This window comes from Herbaspirillum sp. GW821-FHT09A12, from assembly GCF_059418325.1.
In genome coordinates, this window is the sequence record NZ_JBWKPR010000002.1 from 242,286 (window position 1) to 260,699 (window position 18,414).

Below are 18,414 nucleotides of genomic sequence, written 5' to 3' on the forward strand. Positions count from 1 at the left end.
GGACCCAGTGTCTTCCGTTGCGCCGCAACGGTCGTTGAGCGGCGCTGGGCCCTGACTTTCGTCAGGGCGACGAGGATGGGTTCAGAATTCAGGGACGTTCGCCGGCCTTCAGGCGCGCTTCGATCTGCTCCACCACCCCAGGCAAATCCGCCACCGAATCAATCACGTAATGGGCGCCCGCCGTGCGCAGCTTTTGCTCTGCCTGCGCCTTGAGCGCCATCACCTCGGCGGGTTCAAGCCCGGCCAGTTGCCGCTGGGTGTAGCCGACCTCATTGCCGGACAGCGACACCCCCACGCTCCACATGCCGGCGCGGATGCCTTCCTCGATGCCGGGCACGGTGTCGTCGACCTTGATGCAGCCGGCGACGTCGCCGATCTTCAGCGCCAATACGTTGGCCAGCGCCATGTAAGGACCCGGGCGGCCGCCGGCTTGCAGTTCGTCGCCGGCGACCACGTGGTCGGGCGCGATGCCGTCTTGGGCGGCCAGCGGCAGCAGCACATTGAGCACCTCGCGCGGATAGCCCGAGCAGGAACCGACCTTCAGGCCGCGCCCGCGCAGCCAGGCGAGCAGTTGCGCGGCGCCGTCGATGGGCTGCGAATACTCGCCGACCTTGGCGATCTGCATCGGCATGAAGCGCGCGTAGATGGCGTCGACATCCTTGTCGCTTGGGGCATGGCCGGTGTAGCGCTGCCATTGGCCGGCGATGTCGGCGTCGTCCAATAGCGTGCGGATGTGCTGCCACTTGGACAGGCCCATCGGGCCGCGCGCCTGTGGCAGCGTGATGTCGATGTCGAAGCTCTTGAAGGCGTCAACGAAGATCTGGGTCGGCGCCAGCGAGCCGAAGTCGACCAGGGTGCCGGCCCAGTCGAAGATGACGGCTTCGAGGGCGATGGCGGTTTTGTTTGCGGTGGGCATGGGGACTCCTTTATCGATGAATCTGTTTGTTTCAGTGGACGGCGGCGATGAAGTTGCGTCCGCGCGGGCCTTGCAGGGCGCGCTGCACCAGCATGTCCCAGGCATCGGCGATGCCGTAGTGGGCGGGGTCGATCGACACGCCCAGGTTTTCCAGGAAGCCTGACAGGCGGGCCACGGCGCCGTCGCGGTCGGCGGCGCCGAAGATCTGCAGCAGCAGGGCGTCGACCTGGGCGTCGCGGCCGAAGGCCAGGCGCATCACGTGCGGCAGCGAGAACGAACAGGCGATGCCGTGCGCTACGCCGTGGTGCAGCGTGATGTCGTAGGACAGCGAGTGCGCCAGCGCGGTCTTGGTGTTGGAGAAGGCCAGTCCGGCCTGCAGCGCGGCGATGGCCATGCGTTCGCGCAAGGCCAGGTCGGCGGGCTTGCGCATCAGCAGCGGCAGCGTGGCGACGATGGCGCGCGCGGCGGCCGCGGCCAGGCTGGAGGAGACCGGGTTGCGGTTGACGTTCCAGATCGCCTCCAGCGCGTGCGACAGCGCATCCAGGCCGCTGGCCAGGGTGGCGGCGGGCGGCAGGCTCAGCATCAGCTTGGGATCGATGATGGCGGCTTCGGGCCAGGTCCAGTCGCGGTGCAGCGAATATTTGCTGCCGGCGGCGGCATCCCAGAGGGTGGCCCAGGGCGTGACCTCGCTGCCGGTGCCGGCGGTGGTGGGGATGGCGATCAGCGCCTTGGCGCGGCCAGCCGTCAGCGGCGTGCCGTCGCGCAGGTGCGCCAGCAATTCGTCGAAGCGGCCTGAAGGTGTGGGCGCCAGCATCGCCTTGGCGCAGTCGATGACGCTGCCGCCGCCGAAGGCGACCACGCATTGGGCATCGGCATGTTCCGACCAGACGCGCTCATGCATGGCCGACAGCCAGCTGACGTCGGGGTTGGGTTGCACGGCATTCTCGATGCCGGCCAGTTGCGAGCCGAGCAGGTCGGCGATGGATTGCTCCAGGCCCAGCGCGGCGGCCTCCGGGAAGGTCACCAGCAGGGCGCGGCGGCCGGCCAGCAGCGCCGGCAACTGTGCCAGGCTGCCGCTGCCGGCATGGATGGATACCGGGTTGTGATAGGTCCACATAAGCTTTTTTCTCGGGTTCTCGAATATGGGATGGTTCGGGGTTCAGCGGGCGCGGCCGTCCTGGATCAGTTGGCGCAGGCGGCTGGAGATCGTGTCGGCGGCCACCACCATCAGCGTCACCACGACGATGCAGGTGGCGGTGTCCTGGTACTTGAACAGCTTCAGGCTGTTGACCAGTTCGAAGCCCAAGCCGCCGGCGCCGACCATGCCCAGCACGGTGGCCTGGCGCAGGTTGACCTCGAAGCGGTACAGCACGGTGGCGATCCAGGCCGTGATGACCTGCGGCAGCACGCCGAATGCGATCACCTGCAGCGGGCGGGCGCCGGTGGCGCGCAGGGCTTCCAGCGGGCCGTCGTCGATCTCCTCGATGCTTTCGGCGAAGAACTTGCCGACCATGCCCACGCCATGCAGCGCCAATGCCAGCACGCCGGGGAAGGGCCCCAGGCCCACCGCCGAGACGAACACCAGCGCCAGGATCAGTTCGTTGATGCTGCGCGTGACGTTGAGCAACTGGCGCACGCCCTGGTACACGACACGGTTGCGATTCAGGTTGCGGGCGGCGAGAAAGGACACCGGGATGGCGCCCAGCACGCCCAGCAGCGTACCCCACAGCGCGATCTGCACGGTTTCGATGGCCGGGTCGAGCAGGTTGCCGAGGATGCTCCAGTTGGGCGGGAAGGAACGGCTGAGGAAATCGCCGATCTGCGGCAAGCCGTTGGCCAGTTCGCCCCAGGAGAGTTGCGTGCCTTGCGCGCTCCAGGCCAGCACCAGGGCGGCCAGCGCGACAGCCGCTACGCACAGTAGCCAGGAACGCAGGTTCAGCGGGCGCGGGCCGGTCCAGATGTAGTCGTGGTAGCTGCCGCGCGCCTGGGTGGGTTGCATGGGGGGATTCATCACAGGGCTCCTTGCACGGCCAGTTCCGGCGCCGGCTGGTGGGCGGCGCCGGGTTCCGGCTCCTGGAGCTGGTCCAGGCCGGCGTAGATCAGGTTGAGGTGCGACTCGCACAGCTCGTCGCCGCGGCCGTCGAACACCAGCTTGCCGCCGGCCAGGCCGACGATGCGGTCGCCGAATTCGCGGGCGTAGTCGACCTGGTGCAGGTTGCACACCACGGTGATGCCCAGTTCGCGGCAGGCCGCGCGCAGGTATTGCAGCACCAGGCGCGAGGTCTTGGGATCAAGGCTGGCGACCGGCTCGTCGGCCAGGATCACCTGCGGCCGCTGCGCCAGGGCGCGCGCGATGCCCACCCGCTGGCGCTGGCCGCCGGAGAGGGCGTCGGTGCGCTCATGCGCCTTGTGGTCGAGTTCGACCCGGCGCAGGCAATCCATCGCCAGCGCCACATCCTGCCGCGAGAACAGCTGCAGGATGGACGCCAGCGAGGACACCTGGCCGAGGCGGCCGGTCAGCACGTTTTTGAGCACCGACAGGCGCGGCACCACGTTGTGGTGCTGGAAGATCATGGCCACGTTGCGGCGCAGGCGGCGTACGTTGCGCGCTTCGGTGGCGTCGTATCCGGCCGCCACCAGTTCGCCGGAAGTCGGTGCGACCAGGCCGTTGATACAGCGCAGCAGGGTCGACTTGCCGGCGCCCGAAGGGCCCAGCACCACCAGGAACTCGCCGGCGGCGACATCGAGGTCGATGCCGCGCAGCACGGCATTGCTGCCGTATTGCTTGGTGAGCGAACGGATCTTGATCATTTCATTGCCTTGAGGTCGAGATTGAGGATCTTGGCGGTGTCGCGCACGACGTTGTAGGCGGCGTCGCTGGTGGGCACGAAGCCGTTGAGCATGCCCTGGTCGCCCCATTGCACATCCTTGATGTTGGCGAAGGCGGCGGCGATCTTTTGCTTGAGCGCCGGGTCGAGGTCACGGCGCCAGACCATCGGCGACTCGGGGATATCGGGCGAGGTCCACACCACGTTCAGGTCGGACTGCTGCACCACGCCCTTGGCGACGGCGGAGGCCAGGATGCGGTCGGCCACCGCGGCGGCGTCGACCTTCTTGTTGGCTACCGCCAGGATGCTGGCGTCATGCGAGCCGGAGAAGATCACCCGCGAGAAGTACTTGTTGGGATCGATGTTGAGCTTTTGCAGGCCGGCGCTGGGGAACAGGTGGCCGGAGGCGGACGACGGATCGACGAAGGCCATGGTGCGGCCCTTCAACTGCTCCAGGTTCTGGATGCCGCTGTCCTTGCGGCTGATGATCAGGCTCTTGTAGGCGCTCTTGCCGCTCTTCTTGGTTTCGGCCACGGCGAAGGCCTCGACATTGGCGACCGAGCTGGCCAGCACGTAGGAGAAGGGGCCGAGGTAGGCCACGTCGAGCTTCTTGGAGCGCAGCGCTTCGATGATGCCGTTGTAGTCGGTGGCGATGAAGGGCTTGACCGGCATGCCGAGCTGCTTTTGCAGGCTGTCGATGACGGCCTTGCTGTTTTCCAGCATGGCTTGCGAGTCTTCGGCCGGGATCAGTCCCACGGTCAGCGGCTGTACCGCCAGCACCGGCTGGCTCAGCAGCGATGCGGTCAGGGCGCCCAGGCAGAGGGCGAAGAGGGAGCGTCGTTTCATGTTCTATCCTTAATCTTGTGGCGCGGTCGGTAGGCGCCGCCCAAGTGCCCGGGCGGCGGCATGCATTCAGGTATGGCAAGGGGATTCGGTCCGGACAGGGCAAAGATTAAAGGGGCTTTATGACGGCTGTATTATCGATATAATCGAAAAAAAGACCGTTAACTATTGACTGGAGCTATAGGTGACCCCTTCACAACTGCGCGCTTTCCTGGCGGTGGCCCGTCACCGCGGTTTTTCCGCCGCGGCGCGGGCACTGGGCGTGAGCCAGCCGACCCTGACCACCCAGGTGCAATTGCTGGAGCGCGAGCACAATGTGGAGCTGTTCTTCCGCCGTGGGCGCCGGCTGGACCTTTCCGAGACCGCGCAGCGCCTGCTGCCGATCGCGCAGAACATCGCCGAGCTGGAACTGGATGCGCTGAACCTGCTGGTCAATTCCGGCGCGCTGCATGTGGGCCACTTGCGCATTGGCGCGGTCGGGCCGTTCCATGTGATCGAGATGGTGGATGCCTACCGGGCGCGGTTTCCCAAGGTCGAGCTGTCGATCAAGCTGGGCAATTCGGCGCAGTCGCTGGCCGACCTGGAGAACTACGTCACCGATGTGGCGGTGCTGGCCAGCTTCACCGACGATGCGCGTTTTTTCGCGGTGCCTTATGCCGACCACGCGGTGGTGCTGTTCGCGCACCGCAGCCATCCTTTTTACAAGCGCGCATCGGTGACGCTCGCCGAACTGGCCGAGCAGCCGATGCTGATGCGGGAGAAGGGCTCGACCACGCGCCTGGCGCTGGAGAAGGCCATGCAGGATGCCGGCGTGGCGCCGCAGGTGGTGATGGAGATCGGCAGCCGCGAAGCGCTGCGCGAGGCGGTGGCGCGCGGACTGGGGCTGGGGACGGTGTCGGAGGCGGAGTTCGTGCCGGACCCGCGTTTTCGCATGGTGCGCATCGAGGGCGACCCGGTCAGCACGCATACCTATGTGTACTGCCTGGCCGAACGGCGCGAGGGGCGGCTGGTCGGCTCCTTCATGAAGATCGCGGCGCGCGGCTGAGACCCTGTTCCCGGCCGGAAAGAGGGCTTTCGCTTATCATTACGGTTTGCCCAACAAGCCATTGGAGACCGGACGTGATCAAGCATATCGTGATGTGGAAGTTGAAAGAGCAAGCCGAAGGCGCCGACCGCGCGACCAACATCGTCAAGATGAAGGCGCTGCTCGATAGCTGTGCCAACGTGGTGCCCGGCATCCTGAAGTTCGAGGCGATGGTGGCCCAGCCCGGCCTGGAAGCGACCTACGATGTGGTGCTGTACTCCGAGTTCGAGTCGCGCGCGGCGCTGGATGCTTATCAGGAGCATCCCGACCATGTCGCCATCAAGCCTTTCATCGGCGCGGTGCGCGAAGCGCGCCAGTGCATGGATTACGAGATCTGAGCGGCCAGACGATGAGCCTTGCCTTGACCGATGTGTTCCCGCAGGGGAATCCTTATTTGCAGGAACTGGGCGTGGAAGTGCTGGAATACGGCGACGACCGCGCCGTGATGGCGCTGCGCCTGAAGCCGGAATTCATGAACAGCTGGCAGGTGGCCCAGGGCGGCATCTCGATGACGCTGATGGATGTGGCGATGGGCCTGTCGGCGCGCGCCGGCGTGCCGGATGCCAAGTCGTCGGCCACGGTGGAGATGAGCAGCAGCTTCCTGCAGCCGGCCGGCCACGCGGGCGAGACCATCGTCGCGCGCGGGCATACCTACCACCGTTCGACCACCATGTGCTTTTGCCAGGCCGAACTGTGGAACGGCGACAAGCTGGTGGCCAAGGCCATGGGCACCTTCAAGCTGATCCGCCGGCTCGACATTGGCAGGAAGCTCGACCATGAGTAATGCAACCGGCAAGCGCAAGGAGACGCCAATGAAAATCATCGTCGGCAATTGGGAGCAACTGCGCGCGCATGCGCAGCCGATCCGTTTCGAGGTCTTCGTCGACGAGCAGAAAGTGCCGGCCGAGATCGAGCTCGACGAGCTGGATGCGGTATGCGTGCACGCCGTGGCCTATGCCGAGGACGGTACGCCGCTGGCTACCGGCCGCCTGCTGCCGGACGGCCATGTGGGCCGCATGGCGGTATTGAAGGCGGGGCGCGGCCAGGGCGTCGGCGGGGCGGTGTTGCAGGCCCTGATCGGGGCGGCCCGCGCGCGCGGCGACCGGGAGGTCATCCTCAATGCCCAGACCCACGCCGAGCAGTTCTACGTCGCCCATGGCTTTGCCCGCGAAGGGGAAGAGTTCATGGAGGCGGGCATCCCTCACATCACCATGCGCGCCAGCCTGGCGTAAGCATGCGTCGGTAAGCATGCGGGTATGCATGCATCGTTGCCGGCGCCATCGCCCGATGGCGGCCGGCAAACTGCCTTCCAGCCTCAATTCCAATGTGTTTCCGGCCGGGCGCAATAGCCCGGGATGAGCCGTCTTTGGCCGCCGATGTGGTTTCCCACAATACCGGCCAGGGAGGCTCTGATACATACTTGCGCCCGAACCGGGGAGGAGGAGCCTCCCGGACGCGAAATGGCCTGAGCGGGCGACGAACCGCGAAGGGCCGGCGGTTTGCCCGGCGCCTGGACGCCATACCTAGCCGGGGCAGGCCGGAAATTGATGTTTTTTGGAGAATGACAAATGACGGCGAAACAGCCTTTGTATAAGTCGCTTTACTTTCAGGTCCTGGTCGCCATCGTGATCGGCGTGTCGCTGGGCCATTTCTACCCATCCACCGGCGAAGCCATGAAGCCGCTCGGCGACGGTTTCGTCAAGCTGATCAAGATGATCATCGCGCCGGTGATCTTTTGCACCGTCGTGACCGGCATCGCCGGCATGGAAGACATGAAGAAGGTCGGCAAGACCGGCGGCCTGGCCCTGCTGTACTTCGAAATCGTCAGTACCGTGGCGCTGATCATCGGCCTGGTGCTGGTCAATGTGCTCAAGCCGGGCGTCGGCATGAACATCGACCCGGCCTCGCTGGACACCAAGAGCATTGCCGCCTACACCGCGCCGGGCAAGCTGGGCAGCACCACCGACTTCCTCATGAACGTCATTCCCAACAGCATGGTGGATGCCTTCGCCAAGGGCGATGTGCTGCAGGTGCTGCTGGTGGCCGTGCTGTTCGGTTTCGCGCTGCATAAGTTCGGCGGCCGCGGCACCCTGATTTTCGACTTCATCGAAAAGATCTCGCACGTGCTGTTCTCGGTGGTGGGCACCATCATGAAGGTGGCGCCGATCGGCGCGTTTGGCGCAATGGCCTTCACTATCGGCAAGTACGGCGTCGGTTCGCTGTTGTCGCTGGGCAAGCTGATGGGCACCTTCTACCTGACCTGTCTGTTGTTCATCTTCGTGGTGCTGGGCATCATCACCCGCCTGCACGGCTTCTCGATCTGGAAGTTCATCAAGTACATCAAGGAAGAGCTGCTGATCGTGCTGGGCACGTCCTCGTCCGAATCGGTGCTGCCGCGCATGCTGGCCAAGATGGAAAACGCCGGCGCCAAGAAGACCGTGGTCGGCCTGGTGATCCCCACCGGCTACTCGTTCAACCTCGACGGCACCGCGATCTACCTGACCATGGCGGCCGTGTTTATCGCCCAGGCCACTAATACGCCGATGACCTTCGTGCAGGAGTTGACCCTGCTGGCGGTGCTGATGCTGACCTCCAAGGGCGCGGCCGGCATCACCGGCTCCGGCTTCATCGTGCTGGCCGCCTCGCTGTCGGCGGTGGGCCACCTGCCGGTGGCGGGCCTGGCGCTGATCCTGGGCATCGACCGCTTCATGTCCGAAGCGCGCGCGCTGACCAACACTATCGGCAACGGCGTGGCGACCCTGGTCGTGGCGAAATGGAGTGGAGAGCTGGATGAGAAGCGCCTGCAGTCGGTGCTGAACAATGAAACCAGCGAGGAGGCAAGTGCACCGGAAGCCGTGCTGGACCGCACGCAATCCAAGATGCACAACTAAGAAGAGCGATCCCCGGGTGGGCCGGAAACGGCGCCGCCGGGATGGCCGGCAAGCGGAAAAGCGGACTTCGGTCCGCTTTTCTTTTTGGTGCGGCGCCAACAGGTTGCATGCAGGCGAAAAAAAAGCCCACGACCTTGCGGTGTGGGCTTCAATCCAATTCTTTAAGGAGGAAATTGGAGGAGACAGGTGCAACTTTACTGCCGAGCATCAAATCAGGCCAATTTATCTTCCAAATATCAGATATTCGATTTGGTTATTTCTTGTGGGCATTGCGGGACGGCCGGCATTGCCGTCAGGGACTGCCGGCGGCCTTGCCATTGGCCGTTGCATCCTCCGCATCCGCTCGCACGCCGGGTTTGCAAGGGATCTTGCATTTGGCGTCGGTGGGCGGCTCGGCCGCATATTGCACGGCCATCGGGTCGACGACATGTTCGGTCAGCAGCGGCTCGCCCACGATGGGCACGCGCAACACGCTCGAACAGCGGGTGCCGTAGTCCGGCGAGCGGATGAAGATCGGCGAGAGCATGCGCTCCCGGTCCAGGCCGATGCCGGTATCGGGCAGGCGGCAGTCGTTGGCGCGGGTGGCATCGGTCAGCATCTCGAAGAAGGTTTCTTCCGGCGCGCCCTGGCACAGCAGGCTGGCGAACTGCGCCTTGGCCCGCGTGACCTTGGGCCAGGGCGAGTCGAGCAGGGCGTTGGACAGGCCGTAGACGCCATAATCCAGCGGTTTGCCGTTGCGGGCGTCGTCCTGGCCGCGGTTGGAGTACCACAGCATGGTGTCGCGGTCGCCGACCAGCAGGTTGAAGCCGTTGTAGCGCTGGGCGCCGGGTTCGATGTGCTTGAGGTATTCGGCCGGATCCATGTCGCCGGCCAGGTAGTCGGACACCAGCATGCCGCGGGTCGGCGCATCGGCGCGGCGTTCCGACGGCGCGCGCACATTGGTCAAGGCGGCAAAGCGGCCGTCGCGGGTGGTGCCCAGCCAGGTGCCGCCGCCTTGCAGGTCGCGCCCGGCGAACACCTTCGGATAATCGCTCCACCAGCCGGCATCGGCCGCCGGGCGGGCATAGAATTCGTCGCGGTTGGCCGCCAGGATCAGCGGCATGCCGGGGATGACTTTCCAGGCGAAGATGATCAGGCACATAGGGCGACATCCTCGAAGTGTTCCTCATGGCGCGGCCCGTCGATCAGGGCGGGGATGCCGGCATCGGCCAGGGCCTGTTCCAGCGCGCGGCTGAAACCGTCTTCCTGGCCGGATGGGATATCTGCATAGACCTCCATCCAGGTCTGCCTGCCGTCTTGCTCGCCCGGGCGGCGCTTGATGCCGCCGGCCACGCCGAAGCGCTCCAGCAGTGCCGCCTGCACGGCCTTGAGCCTGGCCTGCAGCGCCTGCGTTTGCGCGGACGGGACGCGGTAGTAAATGTAGAGATCCATGGCCTGGGCGTGGGCGCGTGGTCCGCTTATTGCGGATCGGCCAGTTCGTAGGGCAGGTCGTGGAAGTGCAGGGCCGGGCCATCGGCCGAACCCAGGCGGATCTGGCCGTCGGCCGCCGCCAGCTTGATTTCCACCAACGCCAGCGAACGCCCGGCGCCGGCCGTTTCGGCATTGACCACCATGCCGCAGGGTTGCGCCGGATCGGCGCTGGAAAACACCTCGTTGCCGGCTGCCGCCGCATCGCTGTCCACGGTCGCCAGCATGGTGCGGCGCTTGAGTTTGCCGAGGTACTGGCTGCGCGCCACGATTTCCTGGCCGGGGTAGCAGCCCTTCTTGAAATTGACGCCGCCGATCAGCTCGAAGTTGACCATCTGCGGCACGAATTGCTCCTGCGTCGGGGCGGTGATCTGCGGCACCCCGGCGCGGATGTCCGACAGGCGCCAGGCTTGCGGGCCGGCCGGCGTCAGATGCTGGCTCAGCCTGGGCCAGGCGGCAATGGCGATTTCCGGCGTGGTGACCCATTGGTAGCGCGCGCTGCCGCCGGAGTCGGCCAGGCGGATCAGGGTGCCGTTGGCGTTGTCGATCTTGGCGTAAGGTGCGGCCGGCAGCGCCGGATACCACTCGGCCAGCGCATTGTTCGCCGCCGGGCCGGCCAGGCCGATGATGGCGCTGTTGGCGCCCTGGTCGGACAGCTTGGCCTTGGCGCGCAGCACGAACATCTGCAGGCGCTTCTGGATGGCGGCCTGCAGCGGGCGCGGCAGTTGCAGGAAGATGAACTCGGGATTGCGCCACATCAGGAAGCTGGCCAGCAGCCGGCCCTTGGGCGAGCAATATCCGGCCAGGCGGGCGGCCGAGGTGTCCAGGCGCTCGACGTCGTTGGTGAGCTGGCTGTGCAGGAAGCTGGCGGCATCGTCGCCGGCCACGCCGATGAGGCCCAGGCCGGTCAGCGGCGCCATGAAGTTTTCCAGGCTTTCAGGCGCGGGCGCCGCGCCGAAACCGAGCAGTTCGGCGCCGTCGGCGTCGAATTGCGCACCTTGCTGTTTCAGGAAGTCGAGCCAGACGGAGGTCGAGGCGGTCAGTTCTGTCATAAATAATTTACGCACAGTTTACGTGCGTTGGATGTGTTGCTTGCCGGTTGCCGCTGCAATTGTCGCAAATTGTTGGAATCGCAGCCGAAAGACACCGGCGCGGCAGGCAAATTAGGCAACTGCCGTGCCAGCGATTATCATTGATGCCTCGATTATAGTGATGTCCGAAAAAACGCGTCAGGAAACAAGGATTTTGATTTGGTATGAAGAAGTTATTTGTGACATTGCTCTTGTTGGCGGCCCTGGTGGCGACGGCCGGCGTCTATTGGTCCAAGCAGCCCATCGTCGATGCCACGGGGCAGACCATCGCCTTCACCATCACGCCGGGCAGCGGCATGTCGGGCGCCGCGCAGCAGATTGCGGCGGCGGGCGTGCCGATCAACCCCGACCTGTTCGCCATCTACGCGCGCTTGAGCGGCGAGGGCAGCCGCATCAAGGCCGGCAGCTATGAGCTCAAGCCCGGCTACACGCCGCAACGCCTGTTGTTGCAACTGGTGCGCGGCGAGTTCGCGCAGGAGACGCTGACCGTGATCGAAGGCTGGAGCTTCAAGCAGATGCGCCGCGCCATCGCCGAGCAGCCGGCCCTCAAGCACGACACCATCACCTGGACCGACCAGCAGGTGCTGGCCAAGCTGACGACCGAATATACCCAGCCGGAAGGCCTGTTCTTCCCCGATACCTATCTTTTCGCCAAGGGCGCGAGCGACCTGCAGATCTACAGGCAGGCATTCGCCCTGATGGACAAGAAACTGAACGAAGCCTGGAGCAAGCGCGACCTGTCGTTGCCGTACCGCACGCCCTATGAAGCCCTGACCATGGCCTCGATCGTGGAAAAGGAAACCGGCCAGAAGTCCGAGCGCGGCTTGGTGGCCGGGGTGTTCGTCAACCGCCTGCGGGTGGGCATGCTGCTGCAGACCGATCCCACCGTGATCTACGGCATGGGCGAGCGTTACCAGGGCCGCATCCGCAAGGCCGACCTGCTGGCCGATACGCCCTACAACACCTATACCCGCTCGGGCCTGCCGCCCACGCCGATCGCCTTGCCCGGCGCCGCCTCGCTGGCGGCGGCGATGAACCCGGACAAGACCGAGGCCTTGTACTTCGTTGCGCGCGGCGACGGCACCAGCCATTTTTCGAGCAGCCTCAACGAGCATAACCAGGCCGTCAACCGCTACCAGCGTTGATTCCTTCACTTATCCATTCAGCGATCCCTTCATGGCATCAGGCAAATTCATTACCTTCGAAGGCATCGACGGCGCCGGCAAGTCGACGCATATCGCATTCGTCGCCGAGCAGTTGCGCGCGCGCGGCCTGAGCGTGGTCGCCACGCGCGAGCCGGGCGGCACCGAGCTGGGCGAAAAGCTGCGCGAACTGCTGCTGCACCAGAAAATGCACCTGGAAACCGAAGCCTTGCTGATGTTCGCCTCGCGCCGCGAACACCTGGCGCAGGTGATCGAGCCGGCGCTGGCGCGCGGCGACTGGGTGATCTCCGACCGTTTCACCGATGCCAGCTTCGCCTACCAGGGCGGCGGCCGCGCGCTGCCGCTGGACAAGCTGGATGCGCTGGAGCGCTGGGTCCATCCGCATCTGCAGCCAGACCTGACGCTATTGTTCGACGTGCCGCTCGAGGTGGCGCGCGCGCGCCTGGATGCCGAGCGCACGCCGGACAAGTTCGAGCAGGAGAAAACCAACTTCTTCGCCGCCACCCGCGCCGAATACCTGCGCCGCGCCGCGCAATTCCCGGCGCGCTTTCGCATCATCGATTCCACCCGGCCCATCCCCGAGATCCGGGAAGAGCTGCGCGGCATCGTCGCGGCCCTGTGAGCTTGAGATTGAGATTTAGATTGCCATTCCATGAGCACACCCACTGATTCAACGCTGCTGCCCTGGCAGCACGAGAGCTGGACGCAACTGCAGCAGTTGCGCGAACGCCTGCCGCACGCCTTGCTGTTCTATGGCGCGCAAGGCACCGGCAAGACCGTCTTCGTCGAAGCCTTCGCCAAGTCGCTGCTGTGCGAAGCGCCCACGCCCGAGGCGCATGCCTGTGGCGCCTGCGCTTCGTGCAACTGGTTCGCGCAATACAACCACCCCGATTACCGCCGCGTGCGGCCCGAGGCGCTGGAAGACGAGATCGCCGACGATGAAGGCGGCGAGGAAAAGAAAGGCGCCAAGGCCAGCAAGACGCCCTCCAAGGAAATCAAGATCGACCAGATCCGCGCGCTGGCCGACTTCATGAACGTCTCCACCCACCGCTCCGGCCTGCGCGTGGTGATGCTGTACCCGGCCGAAGCGCTTAATACCGCCGCCGCCAACGCCTTGCTCAAGACGCTGGAAGAACCGCCGCCGGGCACCATGTTCCTGCTGCTGTCGAACCGTCTCGACCGCCTGTTGCCGACCATCCTCTCGCGCTGCCGCAAGTTCGCGCTGACGGCGCCGCCGCAGGAGGCCGCGCTGGCCTGGCTCAAGGAGCAGGGCGTCAAGGATGCCGATGCCTGGCTGGCCGAACAGGGCGGCGCGCCGCTGGCGGCGCTGGAAGCGGCCCAGGGCGACAGCCGCGAGGTGTTGGACGAACTGTTGCGCCATCTGGCCCAGCCCGGCGTGGATGGCGCATTGCGCACCGCCGACAAGCTGCAGAAGGCGCCGGTGTCCGAGCTGGTCGGCTGGGTGCAGCGCTGGCTGTACGACCTGTTCTCATTGAAGTCCGCCGGCCACATCCGTTATTACCCGCGTTATGCCAAAGAGCTGGGCCGGCTGGCTGAACGCGCCGACGCCATTGCCATCTCCCGCGCGATCAAAGGCATGGGCGAGCGCCGCGCCATCGCCGACCATCCGTTGTCGGCCAAGCTGTTCATCGAAGAGATGCTGATCGATTACGCCGGGCTGTTCGACTGACCGATGATTGATGACCGATCAGCGGTCATCGCTCATCGATCATCGATTGACGGCCGTACCGATTGGCATTCCTGTTTTTTCCCCTTGTTTTTATCATGAGCGCTTTTCACTACACCCATCGCCTCGCCGTTCAGGGCGACCTGCCGGCCATCGTCGCCATCTACAACAGCACCATCGCCTCGCGCCAGGTCACGGCCGATACCGAACCGGTCACCGTCCAGTCGCGCCAGGCCTGGTTCGACGACCACGAACCGGGCAAGCGCCCGCTGTGGGTGGCCGAGCGCGATGGCGACATCCTCGGCTGGCTGTCCTATTCCAATTTCTATGGCCGCCCGGCGTATGCCGGCACCGCCGAGCTATCGGTCTACATCCATGAAAAGGCACGCGGCCAGGGCCTGGGGCGTTATTTCCTGGAGCAGGCCATCGCCCATGCGCCGCAGGTCGAGGTGCATACGCTGCTGGGCTTCGTCTTCGGCCATAACGCGCCCAGCCTGAAGCTGTTCGACGCCTTCGCTTTCGAACGCTGGGCCCATATGCCGCGCGTGGCGACGCTGGATGGCGTGGAGCGCGACCTGGTGATTTTGGGCAAACGGGTGGGGTGAGCCCGACCGGCTTGCGAGATGCGTGGATGTAAAAAATGCCCGGTCCATGATGGATCGGGCATTTTTATTCGCAGTACAGGATGTGCGGCAAGTCTTAGAACGCGACCGAGACCGAAGTGTTGAACGTGCGCGGGTTGGCCTGCACGAGGTAACCGGAGTTGGAGGCGCCGCCGGCAGATTCCCAGTAGTTGCGGTTCGCCAGGTTCTCGATGGAGGCGCGGAAGGTCACGGCCCGGCCGCCGATATCGGTGAGATAGCGCGCGCCGATATCGTAACGAACCCACGACGGGACGCGCAACTTGTTGGCGGCATCGACATATTGGGTCGAAGTGTAGGCGGCGCGGCCGTTCACGGTCAGGCCGCTCACGCCGGGGATGTCATATTCGAGACCGGCGTTGGCTTGCAGCTTCGGAACGCCGATCGCATAGTTGCCGTTGTTGGCGGGCGTCAGCGTTTGGCGCTGCCGGGCATCCAGGAACGTGACGCCGGAAAGCAAACGTACTCCCCTGGCCAATTCGCCGACGGCGCTCAATTCAATGCCACGGTTGCGCTGCAGGCCATTGGCGGACACGATTTTCGTGGTGGCATCCATGGACTGCAAGGGTTTATCGGTAGTAAAGACCGCAGCGCCCAGGCCCAAGCCGCCGATTTCATATTTGACGCCAATTTCCTTCTGTTTGGCCTTGTAGGGCGGCATGAATACGCCAGGATTGGCCGCGCCGATCGAGGTGCTGACTTGTTCGCCTTGCTGGAGCCCCTGGATGTAGTTCGCATAGAGCGACAGATTGTCGAGAACCTTGAAGACGACGCCGGCCATGGGCGAAGTGGCGCTTTGGTCAATCGTGGTTTGAGCGTGCGTATTGTAGGCGTAAGACTCGGTTCTCAGCTGCTGTTGGCGTATGCCAAGGGTCAGCAGGATGCTGTCGTCGTAGAAGCCCAAGGTGTCCGACACGACCGCGCTAAGAAGTTTGGTCTTCGTCGTGGTCTGCGGATCGCTGAGATTGTTGCCCAGATTCGTCAAGGCAGGCGTTGCGTAGAGGATTGGGTTGTAGATGTTGGTGTTCAGCGCGTAGAAGCTGGAGTAACCGTAGGCATTGCGCGAATCGAGGGAGTAGGCCGAGGCTGAGGCAACTACCTTATGATGCACCGTGCCGGTGGCGAACTGTGTGCGCACGCCGGCTTCGCCGGTGGCGACGTCATCCTGGCGAGCGTTATCGAAGCGGTAGGTGGAGGCAGCGCCAGTGCTTGCGTTGTTCACCCGGATGCCGGAAAGGGAGTTGTTCTCCGTACCCTGGTGCGCGCCGAATGCGGCCCAGGCGGTGGTGCTGTCCGACAGGTCCCATTCGCCCCGGATGGTGCCGAAAATGTCGCGGGCGTTGGAATAGGCCCAGGGCTGCGCATTGTTGCTGGAACCGCTCGGTGCGGCGGGGACGGCGGTGATGGCGCCCACTGCAATGCTGGAACGAATGTTGGTCAGGTTGTTTTCCTGGATGCCCAGGTCGGCAGACAGGCGGAAATTGTTGCCGCGATAGTCCGCCCCCAGCGAGAACATGTTGGTCTCGCGCTTTTCCCGGGAAACTCCGGTGCCGCCGGCATGGCGCGCCGCGTTGATACGGATGCCCAGGCGATCTTCCGGGCCCAGCCGGCGCGAGAAGTCGATGGCGCCATATTTCGAATTGCCGGACTCATAGCCCAGGGTGACATTGGTCAGCGGCTCATTGGATGCGCGCTTGGGAACGATGTTGATGGTGCCGCCCAGGCCGGCACTGCCAGGCGTGGCGCCGTTCAGGAAAGCGCTGGCGCCGTACAGGACTTCCACGCGTTCCATCATTTCCGAGGCGACGTACTGGCGCGGCAGGATGCCAAACAGGCCGTTGTACATCAGGTCGTCGGAGTTGGCGATGAAACCGCGAATCATGTACGACTCCTGGAAGTTGCCGAAGCCGCGAGTGGTGCGCACCACAGGATCGTTCTTCAGGACGTCACCCACGCCATGGGCCTGCTGGTCCTGGATCAATTGCTGGGTATAGGCCATCGAGCGGATCGGACTGTCCAGGTTGTCGACGTTGCCCAGGACGCCGAGGCGGCTGCCGCGCGCCACCTGGCCGCCGGCAAATTCCTTCGGCAAGCCGTCAGCCGAGGCGTCCGCGGAGGCATTGACGGTCACGGTCGGCAGCGGCTGCCCATCCTTCGGATCGGCCGGGGCATTGTTTTCAGTGGATTGCGCAAAAGACGAGAGGGGAGCAATGAATGCAAGCGCCAGGGCGGCGGCGAGCGGAGTGAGGCGAATAGACATGGCTTTTTGTTTGAATGAATGCAGGAACCTGGCGCCCGGTTGAGCGGATTGGATGAAGCGGACTTGTAAATTATAAATGAGAATTATTTATATTTGTAACTTCATTCTCAATTTTGAGCCCTTGAATAAATCGCCACGCTTCGGCCCTTATTCCGGCCCCTATTCCGACCCTTATAATTGCGCCATGCAGTCCACATTCCAATCTGCCGCCTTGTCGACCCCGGATGGGGCTTTGGCCGGGGCGTTGTTCCGGCATCAATTGCTGTCGCGCCTGTTCTGGCTGCGCTGGGCCACTGTCGCCGGCGAGTTGCTGGTGCTGGCCGGGGCCCATTTCTGGCTTGGGATCGCCTTGCCGCTGCCGGCCTTGCTGGCGCTGATCGGCCTACAGGTGCTGATCAACGTCGCCACCTGGGGGCGCATGCGCTGGGTGCAGCCAGCCGGGCAGGGCGAGCTGTTCCTGCAACTGCTGCTGGATATCGCCGTGCTCTCGGCTCTGCTGTTTTTCTCGGGTGGGGCGACCAATCCGTTTGTTTCGTTCTACCTGCCGGCGCTGGCGGCCGGGGCGGCGACGCTGGCCTGGCCGTATGCCCTGGGGTTGGCGCTGTGCGCGCTGGCCGCCTATTCCGGGCTGGTCTACTTCTACGAGCCCTTGCACATCCACGACCACGGGCAGGCGATGGCCTACCACCTGGCCGGGATGTGGATCAATTTCTCGATCTCGGCGCTGCTGATCACCTGGTTCGTCACCCGCATTGCCGCCGCCGTGAGGTCGCGCGACGGCGAGTTGGCGCTGGCGCGCGAGCGCCAGTTGCAGAGCCAGCGCATCCTGGCGCTGGGCACGCAGGCCGCCGGCGCGGCGCATGCATTGAATACGCCGTTGTCCACCGTGGCCGTGATCGCCGGTGAAATGCGGCGCGACATGGCCGGCAATGCCGCGCTGGCGCCGTACCAGGAAGACTTGCGCGTGATCGAGGAACAGATTGCCGTCTGCAAGGCGGCGCTGGAAAACATGCGCCTGGATGCGGATGCCCAAGCCGATCGGACTGCCGCGCTGGGGCCGTGGCTGGCAACGCTGATCGACGGCTGGCGCCTGCGCCATCCGGCCGTGCCGCTGGCCGCCGACCTGCGCTGGGAAGGCGCGGCCGCTGGCCAGTTGCAGGACTTGTCGCAGATCCTGCTGACCTTGCTCGACAATGCCGCGCATGCGATCAAGACGCGCAACGTCGACGGCGAAGTGCGCCTGTCGCTGGCCGCCGGCGACAGCGCTGCCGCCAAGGGGGAGCGAAAGACGGCTATCATTCGGGTTGCCGACAACGGTTGCGGCATCGCCCCCGAATTGCTGGCGCGCCTGGGCCGCATGCCGGTGGACAGCCGTTCCGGCGGGCAAGGCATCGGCCTGATGCTGGCCTTCGCGGCGGCGGCGCAGATGGGCGGCCGCTTGCAATTGCGTTCGGCGGTGGGTGAGGGGACGGTGGCTGAATTGCAGTTTCCCGTATCCTGACGCGGTTTGGTTTTACGTATCGATAACGACGGGTTTCCGATT

At 64.7% G+C, this 18,414-nt stretch carries 19 protein-coding genes; 10 read left to right on the plus strand and 9 right to left on the minus strand.

The window, feature by feature from the left end; all coding sequences use genetic code 11:
• Window positions 1-88 precede the first annotated feature (88 nt).
• The 5 genes from phnX to phnD are packed head-to-tail and all read right to left on the minus strand — an operon-like array spanning window position 89 to window position 4,590.
• A complete protein-coding gene (gene phnX / locus AC07N6_RS06200; protein ID WP_494779444.1) occupies window positions 89-916 on the minus strand; it encodes a phosphonoacetaldehyde hydrolase in 828 nt (275 codons plus the stop codon).
• A 31-nt stretch (window positions 917-947) separates the two neighbouring features.
• Window positions 948-2,033 carry an iron-containing alcohol dehydrogenase PsrA gene (gene psrA / locus AC07N6_RS06205; protein WP_494779445.1) on the minus strand — a complete coding sequence of 362 codons (1,086 nt, stop codon included), beginning with the start codon at window positions 2,031-2,033 and terminating at the stop codon, window positions 948-950.
• 42 nt (window positions 2,034-2,075) lie between these two features.
• A complete protein-coding gene (gene phnE, locus AC07N6_RS06210; protein ID WP_494779446.1) occupies window positions 2,076-2,927 on the minus strand; it encodes a phosphonate ABC transporter, permease protein PhnE in 852 nt (283 codons plus the stop codon).
• Window positions 2,927-3,727, minus strand: coding sequence for a phosphonate ABC transporter ATP-binding protein (gene phnC / locus AC07N6_RS06215; RefSeq protein WP_494779447.1), 801 nt, complete (start codon window positions 3,725-3,727; stop codon window positions 2,927-2,929). Before phnC ends, phnE begins: the two co-directional genes overlap by 1 nt.
• Entirely contained in the window at window positions 3,724-4,590 is an 867-nt protein-coding gene (phnD, locus tag AC07N6_RS06220) for a phosphonate ABC transporter substrate-binding protein (RefSeq protein ID WP_494779448.1), read from the minus strand. The genes phnC and phnD overlap by 4 nt, the downstream gene beginning before the upstream one ends.
• A 181-nt stretch (window positions 4,591-4,771) precedes the next feature.
• Between phnD and AC07N6_RS06225 the strand changes: the two genes are divergently transcribed.
• From AC07N6_RS06225 to AC07N6_RS06245, 5 genes are all read left to right on the plus strand, one after another.
• Entirely contained in the window at window positions 4,772-5,632 is an 861-nt protein-coding gene (locus AC07N6_RS06225) for a LysR substrate-binding domain-containing protein (RefSeq protein ID WP_494779449.1), read from the plus strand.
• Between the two features lie 74 nt (window positions 5,633-5,706).
• A complete protein-coding gene (locus AC07N6_RS06230) occupies window positions 5,707-6,009 on the plus strand; it encodes a Dabb family protein (protein ID WP_144768236.1) in 303 nt (100 codons plus the stop codon).
• Between the two features lie 11 nt (window positions 6,010-6,020).
• Entirely contained in the window at window positions 6,021-6,455 is a 435-nt protein-coding gene (locus AC07N6_RS06235) for a PaaI family thioesterase (protein ID WP_494779450.1), read from the plus strand.
• Window positions 6,456-6,483: 28 nt separating this feature from the next.
• Window positions 6,484-6,903, plus strand: a complete 420-nt coding sequence (locus AC07N6_RS06240) for a GNAT family N-acetyltransferase (protein WP_494780247.1) — start codon at window positions 6,484-6,486, stop codon at window positions 6,901-6,903.
• Between the two features lie 336 nt (window positions 6,904-7,239).
• The gene (locus AC07N6_RS06245; protein WP_494779451.1) at window positions 7,240-8,562 is read left to right on the plus strand and encodes a dicarboxylate/amino acid:cation symporter; all 1,323 of its coding nucleotides are present in this window, start codon (window positions 7,240-7,242) and stop codon (window positions 8,560-8,562) included.
• 292 nt (window positions 8,563-8,854) lie between these two features.
• Here AC07N6_RS06245 and AC07N6_RS06250 read toward each other — a convergent pair whose 3' ends face one another.
• Genes AC07N6_RS06250 through ygfZ form a run of 3 tightly spaced genes read right to left on the minus strand, consistent with a single transcriptional unit; the run spans window position 8,855 to window position 11,081 of the window.
• Window positions 8,855-9,703 carry an NRDE family protein gene (locus AC07N6_RS06250; RefSeq protein WP_494779452.1) on the minus strand — a complete coding sequence of 283 codons (849 nt, stop codon included), beginning with the start codon at window positions 9,701-9,703 and terminating at the stop codon, window positions 8,855-8,857.
• Window positions 9,694-9,993, minus strand: coding sequence for a DUF4936 family protein (locus AC07N6_RS06255; RefSeq protein ID WP_494779453.1), 300 nt, complete (start codon window positions 9,991-9,993; stop codon window positions 9,694-9,696). Before AC07N6_RS06255 ends, AC07N6_RS06250 begins: the two co-directional genes overlap by 10 nt.
• Window positions 9,994-10,019: 26 nt before the next feature.
• Window positions 10,020-11,081, minus strand: coding sequence for a CAF17-like 4Fe-4S cluster assembly/insertion protein YgfZ (gene ygfZ / locus AC07N6_RS06260; RefSeq protein WP_494779454.1), 1,062 nt, complete (start codon window positions 11,079-11,081; stop codon window positions 10,020-10,022).
• A gap of 203 nt (window positions 11,082-11,284) precedes the next feature.
• On the opposite strand from ygfZ, the gene mltG reads away from it, so the two are divergent.
• The 4 genes from mltG to AC07N6_RS06280 all read left to right on the plus strand — a co-directional run bounded on the left by mltG (window position 11,285) and on the right by AC07N6_RS06280 (window position 14,575).
• On the plus strand, window positions 11,285-12,265 hold the full coding sequence (mltG, locus tag AC07N6_RS06265; protein WP_494779455.1) for an endolytic transglycosylase MltG: 981 nt from the start codon (window positions 11,285-11,287) through the stop codon (window positions 12,263-12,265).
• Window positions 12,266-12,296: 31 nt separating this feature from the next.
• Window positions 12,297-12,905, plus strand: coding sequence for a dTMP kinase (gene tmk / locus AC07N6_RS06270; RefSeq protein ID WP_494779456.1), 609 nt, complete (start codon window positions 12,297-12,299; stop codon window positions 12,903-12,905).
• Window positions 12,906-12,935: 30 nt separating this feature from the next.
• Window positions 12,936-13,973: a DNA polymerase III subunit delta' gene (locus AC07N6_RS06275; protein WP_494779457.1), complete on the plus strand. Its 1,038-nt coding sequence runs from the start codon at window positions 12,936-12,938 to the stop codon at window positions 13,971-13,973.
• A gap of 95 nt (window positions 13,974-14,068) precedes the next feature.
• Complete coding sequence (locus AC07N6_RS06280; RefSeq protein WP_494779458.1) at window positions 14,069-14,575, plus strand: GNAT family N-acetyltransferase; 507 nt, start codon at window positions 14,069-14,071, stop codon at window positions 14,573-14,575.
• A 94-nt stretch (window positions 14,576-14,669) separates the two neighbouring features.
• On the opposite strand, the gene AC07N6_RS06285 is transcribed toward AC07N6_RS06280, so the two are convergent.
• Entirely contained in the window at window positions 14,670-16,871 is a 2,202-nt protein-coding gene (locus tag AC07N6_RS06285; protein WP_494779459.1) for a TonB-dependent receptor, read from the minus strand.
• A 184-nt stretch (window positions 16,872-17,055) separates the two neighbouring features.
• Between AC07N6_RS06285 and AC07N6_RS06290 the strand changes: the two genes are divergently transcribed.
• On the plus strand, window positions 17,056-18,372 hold the full coding sequence (locus AC07N6_RS06290) for an ATP-binding protein (RefSeq protein ID WP_494779460.1): 1,317 nt from the start codon (window positions 17,056-17,058) through the stop codon (window positions 18,370-18,372).
• The last annotated feature ends 42 nt before the right edge of the window (window positions 18,373-18,414 follow it).